This window comes from Pseudoduganella sp. S-14 (assembly GCF_049913285.1).
Lineage (GTDB): Bacteria > Pseudomonadota > Gammaproteobacteria > Burkholderiales > Burkholderiaceae_D > Rugamonas.
Window position 1 is genome coordinate 135,910 of sequence record NZ_CP183991.1, and the last position, 14,384, is coordinate 150,293.

Consider the following 14,384-nt stretch of genomic DNA (forward strand, 5'->3'; position numbering starts at 1 on the left):
TATTTCTAAGTATCGCACCCTAGAATCATTGCACATTTTTCCCCCTTGGAGCTGAAGAAGTGAGCAAACGACTGATCACCAGCCTGTTGCTGCCCCTGCTGGCTGCACAAGCCCTTGCAGCGGACCTGCCGCAGCCGCCTGTCGCCGAAAAAACGCAGTGGATGGAAACCCGCCATGGCGAGCAGGTCACCGACGATTACCGCTGGCTGCAGGACAAGACCAATCCGGCCGTCATCGAATACCTGAACGCGGAAAACAGCTACACCGCCGCCATGACCGAGGGGATCAAGCCGTTCGCCGACACGCTGTACAAGGAGTTCAAGGACCGCACCCAACCGGTCGACCTGTCGGTGCCGGCGCGCCGCGGCGATTACTACTATTACACCCGCATCGAAGCGGGCAAGCAGTACCAGCTCAATTGCCGCCGCAAGGCTGCGTCAGACGGCAGCTACGACGCCGCCGCGCCGGAAGAAATCATGCTGGACCAGAATGCCATGGCCGAAGGCCTGAAATACTTCGCCCTCGGCATGGTGCTGCCCAGCCCGGACGGCAAGCTGCTGGCCTACACCACCGACAACAACGGCTTCCGTCAGTACGAGCTGCATGTGAAAGACCTTGGCACCGGCAAGGTGCTCTCGACCACCATGCCGCGTACGACCACGATCGCGTGGGCCGCCGACAACAAGACCCTATTCGTGGTGCAGGAAGACCCGACCACCAAGCGTTCCGACCGCTTGTTCCGCCTTGCGCTGGACGGCCAGCCGGAACAGGTATTCCACGAGCCGGTCGAGCAATTCGGCCTGCAGGTTTTCGCCGGTTCGGATAACAAGCATGTTTTCCTGCTGTCGGGGGCGACCGATACCACCGAAGTTTTCATGCTGCCGGCCGACCAGCCAAAGGGTAGTTTCAAGACTGTGCTGGGGCGCAGCAAGGGCCATCGCTATTACGTCATGGGCCATCGCGAAGGCAAGCTATACATTCGCACCAACAAGTCGGCCAAGAACTTCCGCCTGGTGGCGGCGCCCGTGTCCAATCCGAAGCAGTGGACCGAGGTCGTCCCGCACGACACGGACACACTGCTGCAGAACGCCATGCTGTTCAAGGGCTTCCTGGCGCTGCAGGAGAAATCGCGGGCCCTGAACCACACCCGCATCTACGACTTCGCGACGAAGAAGTGGCTGACCGTGAAATTCGACGACGAGGTGTATGTCTCGCTGCCGGGCGGCCAGATGGACTTCAACGTCACCAAATTCCGCATCAACTACCAGTCGCCGTTGTCGCCACCCGCCATCATCGACGTCGACATGAAGACCGGCGAGCGCACCGTGCTGAAAAAGCAGGAAGTAGCGGGCGGCTTCGATTTCAGCCAATACGAGACCAGGCGCCTGTGGGCGCCCGCGCGCGACGGCGTGAAGGTGCCGCTGTGGGTGGCATACAAGAAGGGCGTGAAGCTTGATGGCTCGGCGCCGCTGGTGCTGTACTCCTACGGTTCCTATGGCGTTCCGCAGGAAGCGACGTTCTCGCTGACCCGCCTCAGCATGCTGGAACGCGGCGTGATCTACGCGGCGGCGCATATCCGCGGCGGCAACGACATGGGTGAGAAATGGCATGACGACGGCATGCTGATGAAGAAGATGAACACCTTCACCGACTTCATCGACAGCGCGGAATACCTGATCAAGGAGAAATGGACCTCGCGCGACCGCCTGGCGATCCAGGGCGGCAGCGCCGGCGGCCTGCTGATGGGGGCCGTGGTGAATATGCGTCCGGACCTGTTCAAGGCGGTGCATGCGGCGGTGCCGTTTGTGGACGTAATGAACACCATGATGGACGCCAGCCTGCCGCTGACCACTGGCGAGTACCTGGAGTGGGGCAATCCGAACGAGAAGGCGGCCTACGACTACATGCGCAGCTATTCCCCGTATGACAACATCTTGCTGAAAGATTATCCGGCCATGCTGGTTACCACCAGCCTGAACGACAGCCAGGTGATGTACTGGGAGCCAGCCAAGTACGTGGCCAAGCTGCGCCGCAACAAGACCGACAGCAACCCGCTGCTGCTGAAGGTGAACATGGGCGCCGGCCATGGCGGTTCGTCCGGGCGCTATAACGCGCTGGGCGAGAGGGCATTCGAGATGGCCTGGCTGCTGTCGCAGATCGGGGTTTCCAAATAATTTTGAGGTTTTTTGGAAAAAGGCTTGCGCGGCTTTCAAAAACCATCCTATAATGCGGCCTCTTCTGAACGTTGTGACAAACGTTCGACAGTGAAGGCAGGGGCGTTTAGCTCAGTTGGTAGAGCGGATCCCTTACAAGGATTAGGTCGGGAGTTCGACCCTCTCAACGCCCACCAGTCACACTGATGAAGAATTGGAGCGGTAGTTCAGTTGGTTAGAATACCGGCCTGTCACGCCGGGGGTCGCGGGTTCGAGCCCCGTCCGCTCCGCCAATATTCAGAGAAAGGCCCCATCAGCCAGAACGCGCTCTAGATCGCGCTCTGTGCAGACGGGGCTTTTTTCATTTCTGAAACCGGTAAACCTGTGTCTGACCCACAGGGTCAGACACAGTCAGATCATCTGACTCGGGTTAGGTTGTGCGCTGTTGATCTTCGTCGAATGTCAAAGGCCTGGGACCAGCACCAACAGCTGTTGCGCAGAATGGGTCAGACCCTTGGGTCTGACCCGGACTTACCGGTTTTAGGCTGCAATAGCCGCCGGCTCATCATCCGCCGAAGAGCGAATCAGGTAATCGAAGGACCCCAGCGCCGCCTTCGCACCTTCGCCCACAGCAATCACGATCTGCTTGTACGGCACGGTGGTCACGTCGCCCGCGGCAAACACGCCGGTCTCCGAAGTCTGCCCCTTGGCATCCACCTCGATCTCGCCATGCTTGGACAGCTCGATGGTGCCCTTCAGCCATTCGGTGTTAGGCACCAGGCCGATCTGGACGAACACACCTTCCAGGTCGACACGATGCGACTGCCCGGTCTCACGGTCGGTGTAGCTCAAGCCGTTCACCTTCTTGCCATCGCCATGGATCTCGGAAGTCTGGGCCGACTTGATCACCTTCACATTGCGCAGCGTGGCCAGCTTGCGCTGCAACACCGCATCCGCGCGCAGTTCGGCGCCGAATTCGATCAGGGTCACATGTTCCACGATGCCGGCCAGGTCGATCGCCGCTTCCACGCCGGAATTGCCGCCACCGATCACCGCCACGCGCTTGCCCTTGAACAGCGGGCCATCGCAGTGCGGGCAGTAGGCCACGCCGTGGTTACGGTATTCCTTCTCGCCCGGTACGTTGATTTCGCGCCAGCGGGCGCCGGTCGAAATGATCACGGACCTGGCTTTCAGCACAGCGCCGCTCTCGGTATGGACTTCCTTGATCTTGCCCGGCACGATCTTCGATGCGCGCTGGGTGTTCATGATGTCCACGTCGTATTCCTTGACGTGCTGTTCCAGGGCGACCGCGAACTTCTGGCCGTCGGTTTCCTTCACCGAGATGAAGTTCTCGATCGACAGCGTATCCAGCACCTGGCCGCCGAAGCGGTCGGCGATCACGCCGGTGCGGATGCCTTTGCGCGCCGTGTAGATGGCCGCAGCAGCGCCTGCAGGGCCGCCGCCGACGATCAGCACGTCGAACACGTCTTTCTTGCTCAGTTCAGCCGCAGCGCGGGCCGAGGCGCCGGTATCCAGCTTGGCGAGGATTTCCTCGACGTTGGTGCGGCCCTGGCCGAAGTGCTGGCCATTCAGGTACATCATCGGCACGGCCATCACCTGGCGTTCCTCGACTTCTTTCGGGAACACGCCGCCGTCCACCGCCACCACCTTGATGCGCGGGTTGATCACGGACATGGCGTTGAGCGCCTGCACCACTTCCGGGCAGTTGTGGCAGCTCAGGGAGATGAAGGTCTCGAAGACGTAATCGCCGTCCAGGTTGCGGATCTGCTCGACGACTTTCTCGTCCAGCTTGATCGGGTGGCCGCCCACTTGCAGCAGCGCCAGCACCAGGGAGGTGAATTCGTGGCCCATCGGGATGCCGGCGAAGCTCACGCCGATATCGGTGCCTTTGCGGTTGATGTCGAAGGAAGGCTTGCGGGCCTTGTCGTCGCTGCCTGCGACAACGATAATCTTGCCGTGGCCGGCCGATACGATGTCCTGCAGCAGGGCCGACATTTCCTGCGATTTGGCGGAGGCGTCGGTGTGCGCCACGATCTCGATCGGGTGGACAACGCGCTCCAGGTAGGAGGAGAGTTGGGCTTTCAGGTCTGCGTCCAGCATGGCTATTCCTTTCTTGATTAGTCGCTTGCGGTAGGTACCGCCTCAACGCCCCAAGGCGACCCCGTGGGGTCGCCTGTTCAAGCCATTAGCAGACTAGAAGCTTAGATCTTGCCGACCAGGTCCAGCGATGGCTTCAGGGTTGCTGCGCCTTCGGTCCACTTGGCTGGGCACACTTCGCCTGGGTGGGAAGCAACGTACTGGGCTGCCTTCACTTTGCGCAGCAGTTCGGCAGCGTCGCGGCCGATGCCGTTGTCGTGCACTTCCATCACTTTGATGAAGCCTTCCGGGTTGATCACGAAGGTGCCGCGCAGTGCCAGGCCTTCTTCTTCGATCATCACTTCGAAGTTACGGGACAGGGTGCCGGTTGGGTCGCCGATCAGGGCGTATTGCACTTTCTTGATGGCGTCGGAGGTGTCGTGCCATGCCTTGTGGGCGAAGTGGGTGTCGGTCGAAATGCCGTACACGTCCACGCCCAGCTTGGCGAATTCTGCGTGGTGGTCTGCCAGGTCTTCCAGCTCGGTTGGGCACACGAAGGTGAAGTCGGCTGGGTAGAACACGAATACGGACCACTTGCCTTTCAGGGATTCTTCGCTCAGGTCAACGAACTTGCCGTTGTGGTATGCGGTGGCCTTGAATGGTTTTACTTGGGTGTTGATCAGGGACATTGTGGTTTCCTCGTGGGTTGTTGAATCAATGAGACGCCAGTGTAAGGCCTTCCCGAAGATTTGGAAATTTGATTGTTCAAATAGACTCAATAGTCTTTGCCTATTAGAACCGCGAAACGCGATCGTTATTATCACCTTTTGGCACAGTTTCGGTTGTCACTTCGCAAAGCGGCCGGCCGACCTCAAATAAGTGCGACCGTTATTTTAATTTCGAGCCAAAGTTAAAATAGCAGGGAGACTAATTTTAGGACTGGTCGGTGTTCTTCAAGAAACACAGGCAGACTTACTATGGCCTCTTGCAAAGGGTCCGGACTGAAGGCGATTGGAAAGCATGGCTGCTGTTCTTTATGGACGCCATCACCAGCACCGCCAGCCAAGCTGTTTCGACGGCGCAAAGATTGACTGCCTTGTTAGCCAAAGACAAAGCGAATTCAGATCCTGAACGAGGAAGTCGATTAACCTCACTTCAGCAGACTGGCCGCATGGCCGGACAGGTAGCCGACATCCGCAGGATCGAAGTCGGTGTGCATTTTCTTGCGCACGCCTAGTTCATTGAGGAGGAGGTGGTGGTCGGGGACGATGCCCTGCTTCGCGAGGCATTCGCGGGCGCAGGCCAAGGGACAGCCATCGATGGCGATGATGGTGCGGCCGGATTGGGCCAGCTTGACCAGCGGGGCGACGCCGCCTCCCACCCCGGCGATACAGGACATCTCCGCGGTGCCGTCGCGGTCAAGCTTGAGTGCGACGGCGTTGGCCAGTTGGGCCGCGCTGCTGCAGCCGGAGCATGAATACACCAGCGGCAGCATCTCGTCAGCCATGGCGGGCGCCGGGCGGAGTCGGGATTTTCGGCAGTAGCTTGCGCCAGTCGAAGGCGCTGGCGTCCAGGCCATCCAGCGTGTTCTTGAACAGCAGGCCCAGTTCCGTGTCGCCTTCCAGGATCAGGCGGCGGCTGAAGAACAGGGTGTCGGGGTCTTCCTGGCGGCGCGCCATCAGCACCAGGTCGTGCGCGCATGCGCCGATGGTCAGGTCAGGCTGGTCGCCGTGGCGGGCTGTTTCGAAAGCCCTGCCCTGCCAACTGAAATCGATGGCAAGGCCGGCGTCTTCCACCCTCAGGCGGAGGCGGCGGGCAAATAGGGCCTGGCGCACGTCTTCAGGCAATTGCGGCGCCAGGATTCGGTTGAGACCTTGTACGAACAGCCAGGCGGGGGGCTGCGGCGGCAGTCTGCCCAGCAGGCGGCCAATCGCGGGCGGAATGCGGAATGGTGCGGCCGTCATGCTACACGCTCCATGCCGGGCTGGCCGTACCAGAAGCCGTCGCAACTACCGCCGGGAGCCAGCGGCTCCAGCATGACAGCGGCATGCGGCGCCTGCCACTCGCCACGGCGCACCTTGTCGAAGGCCGCCACCACTTCCAGCGTATCGCGCGACTGGGGCGAGATGCGCAGCACGTTGATGCCCATGTCTGCCATCTCGGGCATGACGCGCACCAGGTTGCAGCACAGGGCTGATTGGGTCTGGATGCCGTTCAGGACCAGGAAGGCCTTCTGCTCGCGCGTGTCCATGATCAGCCCATCCGGGTAATCGATGCAGCTGAACTGGCAATCGTCCTTTGGCAGGTTGCGGTTGCGCGCCGTCATGCAGCGTGCGGAGAAGGCCAGCGGCATGCGGCCCCACGCAAAGACTTCACTTTCCATCCCTGCCGGCTGCGTCTTGAGCAGGGTCGCAATGGCGGTTCGGTCCATTTCCAGCGGCGCCACCCAACGGCGCGCGCCCTGACGGGCCAGCACGGCCAGCGTCGGCTCGCTGTAGATGTTCAGGTGCGGGCCGGCGATGAAGCCGGCGCCTTCCAGGTTGCGCACGGCGCCGAAATCATTGGCTTCCACCAGGAAGTCGCGGTGTTCGCACAGCTTGCGCATGGTGGTCAGCTCGGCGCCCGACTCAATCAGGGCCTGCGTGGACAGCACCACTTCCTTGCCTGCGTCGCTCAGCAAGGCTGCAATATCAAGCCAGTCCGGCAGGCGCAGTTCATGGCGGCGCGAACATACGACTTCGCCGAGGTAGACGATATCGACCGGGCTTTCCGCTACCTGCTGGTAGAACTCGAACATGGTCAGGCGCGGCCAGTAATACAGCACCGGGCCGAGGGCTAGTTTCAACATACTCATTTCCATTTGCGGTGATAGGCGCCCAGGGTGTGCTGCTGGCCTTCCGCCACGCGGTCCAGCGCGGCGCTCCAGCTCGGGTGGATGGCGAAGCGGCGCTTGCCGTCGCCGCAGGCATCGATCGCCGAGCGCCAGGCTTGCGTCACTTGCGCCACGTAGGCGGGACTGCGCTGGCGGCCTTCGATCTTGATCGCCTTGATACCCATCTGCACCAGTTGCGGCAGCAGTTCCATGGTATTCAGGCTGGCCGGCTCCTCGATCGCGTAATAGGTTTCGCCTTCCACTTCGAAGCGCCCCTTGCACAGCGTGGGATAGCTGGCGTTTTCGTCCGGCTGGTAGCGGTCGATCAGGACGCCGTTCAGGCGCGACTCCAGGCCTTTCGGCGTTTGCTGCCAGCGCACCGCCTTGGCGGGCGAACAGACCCCGGCCGTGTTGGGCGACTCGCCGGTAGCGTAGGAGGACAGCGCGCAACGGCCCTCCACCATCACGCACAGGCTGCCGAAACCGAAGACCTCGATCTCGGTTTTTACGTGGCGGATCAGGTGCTCGACCTGCTGCATCGACAGTACGCGCGGCAGCACGGCGCGCGAAATGCCGAACTGTTCGTGATAGAAGTTGATCGCCTCATAGTTGGTCGCAGAGCCCTGCACAGACAGGTGCAGGCGCAATCCAGGGTGTTTGTTGCGGGCATATTCCATCAGGCCGGGATCGGCCAGGATGATGGCGTCGATCCCGGCGCCGGCAGCGCGGTCGACTGCTTCGCGCCACAGCTGCCAGTTGGCCGCCTGCGGATATGTGTTCAGCGCCAGCAGGACTTTGCGGCCGCGCTGGTGCGCATAACGGATGCCTTCAGCAATCGCGGCTTCATCGAAATTCAGGCCGGCGAAATTGCGGGCGTTGGTGGCGTCGCGGAAGCCAAGGTAGACGCTGTCGGCGCCGTTATCGACAGCAGCTTTCAATGCCGGCAGGCTGCCGGCGGGACAAACGAGTTCAATCATGCTTTGTTTCCCTGCAGGCGGCGTACGCCGTTGACGAAGCGGGCCAGGGTGTCGGATTGGCCGCCGCGCGGCAACATCACTTCCACCAGCTGGAAGCGTCCGCGCTGCTGCACGGCGTTTTCCAGTGCCGCCGCCAGTTCGGCGCGCGTGGTGACGCGATAGCCATCGCCGCCCAGCCCTTGCGCCATGTCGGCGAAGCGCCAGTCACTCAAGTCGCAGAAGCCGGATTGCGGCTGGAAGGCGCGCAGCATCTCCCAGCTGCAGTTGTTGAAGATGACCACGATCGGGTCCAGGCCGTAGCGCTGGCAGTTGCCCAGCTCCCAGCCGGTCATCTGGAATGCACCGTCGCCGACCAGCACCAGCGGACGTTCGCCGCCGGCAGCCTGCAGGCCAAAGGCGGCCGGTACGCCGTAACCCATGGTGGCGTAATAGCCGGGCGCCAGCAGGTCGGTGTTCTCGATGTCGAGGGCCGTGAACAGGCAATCGCCGATGTCGGAGGCGATCGTCATGCGGCCGTGCTTGCGCATCATGTCGTTGATCGCGCTTGCCACATCGCGCGGCGCCAGCGGCTTGTCATCTGCTGGAAGGTCGCAGGGATAGGCTGTACGCTCGCCGCGCAGGGCAGCGTCGGCGCGCAGCGGCTTGGCGCTGGCCAGCAGGCCGTCCACCAGCGCTTCCAGCGGGATGTCGTGATAGGTGTGGTAGCCCAGCGTGACGTCGCCGTCCAGCGCCAGCATGCATTTGCGCAGGTCGATGCGTTCGCGCTGCACGCCGAAGTTGGTGTCGGACAGGATCACGCCCAGCATCAGCAGGGCGTCCGAGCCTTCGACGGCTTCGGTGACTTCCGGTGCGCCCGCGACGCCGAGGTAGGTGCCGAGCAGCGGCGCATCAGGCTCGCTGGCCAGCAGGCCGCGGCCCATGAAGCAGGTCACGACCGGCACCTGCAGCTTGGTCGCCAGCTGCGCAACTTTTCCCTCCAGGCCGAAGCGGCGGATTTCGATGTCGACCATCAGCACCGGGCGCACGGCGTGCTGCAGGCGCGACAGCACTTCCTCCACGCACGCGGCAAGCGCATCCTCGTCGTGCCTGGGTTCCGGCAAGGCATGCACCCGGCCGCACGGCGCATACACCATATCGCGCGGCAGCTCGATGTAGACCGGCCGCGAATGCGTGATCGCACTGCGCAGCACTCGGGCTATGTCTTCCGGCGCGCGTTGCGGGTCGTCCAGCACGCACTGGTCGCAGGTGATCTCGCGGAAGATCGCCATTTGCGAGTCCAGGTGCTTGACCTGGTGGTGCAGCAGGAAGCCGTTGCGGCGTTCATTGGTGCCCGGCGCGCCGGAGACCACCACCATCGGTACTTTTTCAGCGTAAGCGCCCGCGACGGCGTTGACCATGTTGAGTGCCCCCGCACCATAGGTCACCGCCGCCACGCTTATGCGCCCGTGATAGCGTGCCGCCCCATCGGCTGCAAAGCCTACACCCGGCTCGTGGCTCAGCGTGTAAAGGGGCAGGACGCCAGATTTCTCAATTTGTTCGAAAAAGGCAAGGACGAAGTCTCCGGGGATACCAAAGACTTCACGCGCGCCGTGATCAGCCAGCGCGTGCAAGAGTGAGTTTGCGAGATTCATAGCCGGCATCTTGCGCGTGCGCGCCTGAAAAATCCTTGAGCCAGGTCAAGGATTCCCCAAGCGGCCTGGTGCTTCCTTCGTCAGGCAGCCTTGACCAGTGCGGCCAACATCACTTCCAGCGTCTTGTCGTGGCGCTTGATGGGCGGGATTTCGCGCCCGATGCCGAGAAGCTGGTACACCGCCATCTGCGCCGCACGAACGGAATATTCGACCGTGAACACCACGTCATCGGGCACTTCGACGAACTGGCTCACCAGCGCCAGGTTGCGCGAACCGGCCGGCACCGGCAATGGGCGGTCGCTGTAGTGACGCGGCATGAACATGCTGGTGATGTACGGCATGCGGCACGGGATGCAGTTGGCCTTTGCGAACACCTCCGGTTCGAAATTCAGGTGCCCCGCCAGTTCGCGCAAAATCTCTTCGCCGGTGCAATCGGCCATCGGTTTGGCGACGAAGTTGCCGACACGGTCCGGGTGCAGTGCATAACCCCAGAATACTTTCACCCCGGCCGGCTGGTTGGCGAAGTGCGGCTGATGCGCCAGGACGACGGACATCAGCCAGTTGGAATCCTTGAAGGTCACCAGCCCGCCGGTTCCGGCGACGTTGCCGCTGAACGCTTCCATCTGGTCGAAGAATGCCGTATCGTGCAGCGTCACCGTGAACGATTCCCACCATGATTGCTGGATATTGCGATTGAACGCGGCAGGGTTGCCAAGTTCGGGACGTCCCTCCGCCAAACGTTCCCACAGCTTCCACCCGCCGCTCTGGTGGCGATCAAGCCGCGGCGGCGCCGACTTCATGCTGCCGAAACTGGAAGCATCGGTCATCGAACCGTTCTGGAAGAACACCAGGTCATCGGGCGTAATCGGCAGCAGTTCGCGCTCGCCACCGCGTTCAAGCTCGATCGCGTGCACCAGCAGCTCGTCGCGGGCATCTGCCAGCTTGATGTCGGTCACGGTACAGCCAGTCTCGATGTGCACGCCCTGCTGCGCCAGCCATGCCTGCAATGGGCGGACCAGCGAATCGAACTGGTTGTACACAGTGCGCTTGACGCCCGCCAGCGTTTCTATGCGCGAAAACTCCTTCATGAATCGATGCAGGTAGCGCTTGAATTCAACTGCGCTATGCCACGGCTGGAAGGCGAAGGTCGTAGCCCACATGTACCAGAACGGCGTTTCGAAAAATTCCGGCGACAGGTGATCGGTGATGGGCGAGTTGCCCAGCGCGGCTTCATCGGCCTCGTGCAGCTTGAGGAGTTCCATCCTGTCGCGCAGGCTGAAACCCATCGAGGTCACGTCCACTTTATGGCGATTGCGGTCGACCAGGCGCGCTTGCGAGTGCGATTTATGCAGTTCATTGAAGGCCAGCGTCTCATCCAGCACCGTCCGGCCAGGATGGACCAGGGACGGGATCGAAGCGAACAAGTCCCAGGTACATTCGTAGTTGTCGGTCGTTAGCATGCGGCCTCCCCGCAGGCGGTAACCGTCCTCCGCGTTACCCGTCCCATCCAGGCTGCCGCCCGCCACGCCCAGCGATTCGTAAATGTGAATCTGGTCACCGCGCATTTTTCCATCGCGGATCATGAAAGCCGCCGCCGCGAGGTTACCGATGCCGGCACCGGCCATATACACCTGTTTTTCTTGTCCCATTTCCTTACTCCTTGGTTGATTCGGGAGTAACTATAGGTTTTCGCGATACGGTTTGGCTTTGACTTGAGTCAAGTGAGGTGCAATCAGGCGGCAGTGGCGTGCGGGGTTGCGGCGGTGGGGATCGATTGCTGGTGCAGCATGGCGTCGAAGTCTGCGGCAGGAAGGGGACGGGCGAACAGGTAGCCCTGGCCGTAGTCGCAACCGGCGCCGGCTAGCAGGTCGCGCTGCTCCGTGGTCTCCACGCCTTCGGCGATCACGTTCAGACCAAGCTTGTGGGCCATCACGATGATCGCGTCGGACAAAGCCATATCGCTCGAATCCGGTGCAAGGTTGCGGGTAAAACTACGGTCGATCTTGAGATAGTCGATGTCGAACTTCTTCAGGTAGGACAGCGAGGAGTAGCCGGTGCCGAAATCGTCCAGCGCAACCTGGATGCCGGCGTCGCGCAGTTGCAGCAGCTTGTCCGTGACGCTGGTGTTGGCGTCCAGCAGCAGGCCTTCCGTGATTTCCACCACGATGCTTTCGCCCGGCACGCCGAGCTGTTGCAGGTAGGCCAGCCAATCGGCGTAGGTGGCGCGTTCGCGCTGGAATTCCAGCGGCGACTGGTTCAGGCTGACCTGGAAGCCGGGGTGCACTTCCTCGCGCCAGCGCTTGACCCATTGCGCCGACTCGCGGAACACCCATTCACCGATGTCGACAATCAGGCCGCTTGATTCGGCCAGCGGGATGAATTCCAGTGGACTGACCATGCCGCGCTGCGGATGCTCCCAGCGGATCAGCGCTTCGGCCTTGTGGATCTTGCCGGTCGGGAGATGCACGATAGGCTGGAAGTACAGCTTGAGCTGGTTGCCTTTCAGCGCGCCGCGCAAGTCGTTGGTCAGGCGCATGCGGTTCAGCGCAGCCACCTGCAAGGCCGGCGTGAAGTAGCTGAAGCGGTTGCGGCCGGCGCCCTTGGCGGCGTACATGGCCTGGTCGGCATGCTTCAGCAAGTCGTCCATATTGCCGGCATCGTCCGGATAAATGGTGATGCCGATCGACGCCGAGACGAAGGCTTGCTCCTGCCCGAGCTGGAACGGCATGCGCAGGCTGTCGATGATGTGCTGGGCAATGTCTTCCACCCGGTCGACTTCCGACAACTCCGGCAGGATCACGGTGAACTCGTCGCCGCCCAGGCGCGATACGGTGTCGGACTGGCGCACGCAGGCGCCGATGCGGCGCGCCGCTTCCACCAGCAGCACGTCGCCCTGGTGGTGGCCGAGGGTGTCGTTGACTTCCTTGAAGTGGTCAAGGTCGATGAACAGGATCGCGATGCGGGTACCGTCGCGGCGCGATTTCAGAATATCGTGCTGTAGGCGATCCAGGAACATGCGCCGGTTCGGCAACTGCGTGAGCGTGTCGAAGTTGGCCTGCTGCCAGATCAGGGCCTCGGTTTCCTTTTTGTCGGTGATGTCCTCGATCATGCACAGATGGTGTGGCTGGCTCTCCGTGCCTACCGCGTTGATCGAGGCTTCCACCCACACGATGCGGCCGTCGGGACGCACCAGGCGCGTCTCCAACTTGAAGCCGGCAATCTGCTGCGCGGCCAGCTGCGTCATCTTTTCCTGTTCCGGGGCCACATCGTCCGGATGGCAGATTTCCAGCCAGCGGCTATTACGCATCTCTTGCGCCGAGCGTCCCGCAATCTCGGCAAAACGCGGATTCACGTCGCGGAACTGGCCGCCGCTCGAATCGATCAGTGCAATGCCCATCGGCGCCGCCTCGAACATGGTGCGGAAACGCTGCTCGCCCTTGCGGATGGTTTCCTCGGCACGCGTGCGCTCGCGCGCCAGCAGCGAGAAGTGAATCATGGCGCCCAGCACCAGCAGGCCCGCAGCCACGCCCAGCACGCGGTACAGCCAGTTCAGGTCCGAACCGGGGTCGGCGTTGTACATGAAGCCGGCCCAGGTGGCACCTTGGGGCAGCATGCCCAGTTCCGTATAGACGTCGGCAATGTGCTGCCAGCGGTCCGGGTTCATGTAGCCGATTTCCACCAGCACAGGCTGCACCAGCGGCACCATCTGGCGCGCTTCGTACAGCAAGTGCATGCGGTCGTGCTGGCGCGAATACTTGTTGAGGATCAGGTCGACGATTTCTTCCTGGTGGCTCATGGCGTACTGCCAGCCGCGCATGCTGGCGGCGCGGAAGGCGCGCACGCGGTCAGGATGGTTCTTGATTTCCTCTTCACTGGTGAACAGGTTGTCGCCGTAGAAATCAATGCCGGCTGCGCGCGGGCTGTAGATGTCGTATGGGAAGCCGAGGCGGTCAAGATAGTCCGGCTCGTTGGTCACGTAGATCGACATGGCGTCGACCCTGCCCTTCACCAGGTCGTCCGGATTGAAGCTGTGCTCCACCCGCACGATCTGGTTGTTGGAGATGCCCTCCTTGCGCAGGTAGGCCATGACTTCGTCAGCCTGGGTCAATTCATCGGTCAGGGAGCCGATCATCGCACGCTTGCCGATGATGCTGCGGATATCCGGCGCCGGTCCCGTCTGGCGCATCGCCAGCGCATAGGGAGAATGCTGGAAAACTACCGCCAGCACCACCAGCGGCTTGCCGGACAGCCGCGCCAGCAACAGGCTGCTGCTGGCTACGCCGTACTGGGCACGGCCATCGAGCACGGCGCGTTCGGGTTCATTGCCGTCGCTGCCTTCCAGCAATTGCACATCGAGGCCGGCATCACGGTAATAGCCTTTTTCCAGCGCAGCGTAATAGCCGGCAAACTGGAACTGGTGGCTGTGCTTGAGTTGCAGCGTGACGCGCTCCTGCGCCTGCACCCAGGGTGCAGGTGTCGACAGCAACAGAAATATGAACAGGCCAGCCAGGAATTGGGGCACGTTTTCTTCCGGATACAGAGTTGGCAGAGTCTACCAGCCGATTGTATCCGCTTCGCCGCACACGGCGCGCCGAAGTGTGGCATTCCTGCTGCAAAATCCTATGGAATTGCAGCAGGTGATAGCACGTTAGCG

10 protein-coding genes and 2 tRNA genes are annotated in these 14,384 nt (G+C 61.8%); 3 read left to right on the top strand and 9 right to left on the bottom strand.

The window, feature by feature from the left end; all coding sequences use genetic code 11:
• The first annotated feature begins 59 nt into the window (after positions 1 to 59).
• The 3 genes from ACN9MZ_RS00595 to ACN9MZ_RS00605 all read left to right on the top strand — a co-directional run bounded on the left by ACN9MZ_RS00595 (position 60) and on the right by ACN9MZ_RS00605 (position 2,446).
• Positions 60 to 2,174 (top strand): S9 family peptidase, encoded by a 2,115-nt coding sequence (locus tag ACN9MZ_RS00595; RefSeq protein WP_426340421.1) that lies wholly within the window; start codon positions 60 to 62, stop codon positions 2,172 to 2,174.
• A 100-nt stretch (positions 2,175 to 2,274) separates the two neighbouring features.
• Positions 2,275 to 2,350: transfer RNA gene (locus ACN9MZ_RS00600), tRNA-Val, on the top strand.
• Between the two features lie 19 nt (positions 2,351 to 2,369).
• Positions 2,370 to 2,446, top strand: a tRNA-Asp gene (locus ACN9MZ_RS00605).
• Positions 2,447 to 2,693: 247 nt separating this feature from the next.
• On the opposite strand, the gene ahpF is transcribed toward ACN9MZ_RS00605, so the two are convergent.
• The 9 genes from ahpF to ACN9MZ_RS00650 form a co-directional block, all read right to left on the bottom strand.
• The gene (gene ahpF / locus ACN9MZ_RS00610; RefSeq protein ID WP_426340422.1) at positions 2,694 to 4,274 is read right to left on the bottom strand and encodes an alkyl hydroperoxide reductase subunit F; all 1,581 of its coding nucleotides are present in this window, start codon (positions 4,272 to 4,274) and stop codon (positions 2,694 to 2,696) included.
• Between the two features lie 101 nt (positions 4,275 to 4,375).
• On the bottom strand, positions 4,376 to 4,939 hold the full coding sequence (gene ahpC, locus ACN9MZ_RS00615; protein ID WP_057265746.1) for an alkyl hydroperoxide reductase subunit C: 564 nt from the start codon (positions 4,937 to 4,939) through the stop codon (positions 4,376 to 4,378).
• A gap of 461 nt (positions 4,940 to 5,400) precedes the next feature.
• The gene (locus tag ACN9MZ_RS00620; protein WP_426340423.1) at positions 5,401 to 5,757 is read right to left on the bottom strand and encodes a putative zinc-binding protein; all 357 of its coding nucleotides are present in this window, start codon (positions 5,755 to 5,757) and stop codon (positions 5,401 to 5,403) included.
• A complete protein-coding gene (gene ubiT / locus ACN9MZ_RS00625) occupies positions 5,750 to 6,214 on the bottom strand; it encodes a ubiquinone anaerobic biosynthesis accessory factor UbiT (protein ID WP_426340424.1) in 465 nt (154 codons plus the stop codon). Before ubiT ends, ACN9MZ_RS00620 begins: the two co-directional genes overlap by 8 nt.
• Complete coding sequence (locus ACN9MZ_RS00630; protein ID WP_426340425.1) at positions 6,211 to 7,098, bottom strand: U32 family peptidase; 888 nt, start codon at positions 7,096 to 7,098, stop codon at positions 6,211 to 6,213. Before ACN9MZ_RS00630 ends, ubiT begins: the two co-directional genes overlap by 4 nt.
• A gap of 2 nt (positions 7,099 to 7,100) precedes the next feature.
• Positions 7,101 to 8,099 carry a ubiquinone anaerobic biosynthesis protein UbiU gene (gene ubiU / locus ACN9MZ_RS00635; protein ID WP_426340426.1) on the bottom strand — a complete coding sequence of 333 codons (999 nt, stop codon included), beginning with the start codon at positions 8,097 to 8,099 and terminating at the stop codon, positions 7,101 to 7,103.
• Complete coding sequence (ipdC, locus tag ACN9MZ_RS00640) at positions 8,096 to 9,730, bottom strand: indolepyruvate/phenylpyruvate decarboxylase (RefSeq protein WP_426340427.1); 1,635 nt, start codon at positions 9,728 to 9,730, stop codon at positions 8,096 to 8,098. The genes ubiU and ipdC overlap by 4 nt, the downstream gene beginning before the upstream one ends.
• A gap of 80 nt (positions 9,731 to 9,810) precedes the next feature.
• Entirely contained in the window at positions 9,811 to 11,379 is a 1,569-nt protein-coding gene (locus ACN9MZ_RS00645; RefSeq protein WP_426340428.1) for an oleate hydratase, read from the bottom strand.
• Positions 11,380 to 11,462: 83 nt separating this feature from the next.
• Positions 11,463 to 14,252, bottom strand: a complete 2,790-nt coding sequence (locus ACN9MZ_RS00650) for an EAL domain-containing protein (RefSeq protein ID WP_426340429.1) — start codon at positions 14,250 to 14,252, stop codon at positions 11,463 to 11,465.
• Positions 14,253 to 14,384 lie beyond the last annotated feature (132 nt).

Coding starts and splice junctions, on each gene's coding strand:
- ahpF (WP_426340422.1), bottom strand. CDS start 4,274: ATGCTGGACGCAGACCTGAAAGCCCAACTCTCCTCCTACCTGGAGCGC.
- ahpC (WP_057265746.1), bottom strand. CDS start 4,939: ATGTCCCTGATCAACACCCAAGTAAAACCATTCAAGGCCACCGCATAC.
- ACN9MZ_RS00620 (WP_426340423.1), bottom strand. CDS start 5,757: ATGGCTGACGAGATGCTGCCGCTGGTGTATTCATGCTCCGGCTGCAGC.
- ubiT (WP_426340424.1), bottom strand. CDS start 6,214: ATGACGGCCGCACCATTCCGCATTCCGCCCGCGATTGGCCGCCTGCTG.
- ACN9MZ_RS00630 (WP_426340425.1), bottom strand. CDS start 7,098: ATGTTGAAACTAGCCCTCGGCCCGGTGCTGTATTACTGGCCGCGCCTG.
- ubiU (WP_426340426.1), bottom strand. CDS start 8,099: ATGATTGAACTCGTTTGTCCCGCCGGCAGCCTGCCGGCATTGAAAGCT.
- ipdC (WP_426340427.1), bottom strand. CDS start 9,730: ATGAATCTCGCAAACTCACTCTTGCACGCGCTGGCTGATCACGGCGCG.
- ACN9MZ_RS00645 (WP_426340428.1), bottom strand. CDS start 11,379: ATGGGACAAGAAAAACAGGTGTATATGGCCGGTGCCGGCATCGGTAAC.